This is a genomic window from Actinoallomurus acaciae (genome assembly GCF_042429965.1).
In the GTDB taxonomy this organism is placed as follows: domain Bacteria; phylum Actinomycetota; class Actinomycetes; order Streptosporangiales; family Streptosporangiaceae; genus Actinoallomurus; species Actinoallomurus acaciae.
In genome coordinates this window covers 1-720 of sequence record NZ_JBHLZP010001228.1, presented here as the reverse complement: position 1 = coordinate 720, position 720 = coordinate 1, and the positions used below count along the sequence as shown (strand labels likewise).

The window sequence follows — 720 nt, the reverse complement described above, 5'->3', positions numbered from 1 at the left end:
GTAGCGGGCTGCGGCGGCGATGCCGACCGTGGTGGGCGCGATGATGCCCTTCAGGTCCGGGTAGGCCTGGAGCAGGCCCTGCGTCTGCTGGAAGGACTTTTGGTCGTCATCGTCGCCGTAGGCGACCTTCACCAGCTGGATACCGGAATACTCCGGCTTCTTCAGCTCCTCCTTCATGAACCCGATCCAGGTGTTCTGGTTCGTCGCGTTCGCCGTCGCCGACAAGATCGCGATCTTGCCCTTGCCGCCGATCAGATCCGACATCACCTTGATCTCGCTACGGCCGATCTCCTCCGAGCTCGCCTGGTTGATGAACACATCCCGGCACTCCTTCGCGGCATCAGAGTCATAGGAGACCACCGCGATCTTCCGCGACATCGCCTGCTTCAACGGCCCGCACACCGCGTTCGGATCATTGGCCGCGATCAAAATCGCGTCCTGCCGCTGCTGAATCAACGTGTTCAGATAGGAGATCTGCGACGACGCCGACGCGTCCGACGGGCCGACCTCCTTGGCCTGGGCGTAGAAGCCCTTGGCCGCGGCGATGCCGGCGTTGTCGACGATCGTCTCGTACGGGTTGTTGACCTGCTTGGGCAGGAAGGCGAGCTTGAGGTTCTGCTTGATCGGGGCGTTGGGGTCGGCCTTCTTGCCGCTCGTCGCGGCGGCGCCGCCGTTGTCGCCGGAGGAGGAGTTCTTGGTCGTACCGCCGCACGCGGCGGC

Annotated in this window: 1 protein-coding gene; it reads right to left on the bottom strand. The window is 64.2% G+C overall.

Features of this window, described 5'->3' with window-relative positions:
- A partial coding sequence (locus ACFFNX_RS51805; protein ID WP_378213871.1) for a substrate-binding domain-containing protein occupies positions 1–720 on the bottom strand: 720 nt, incomplete at both ends.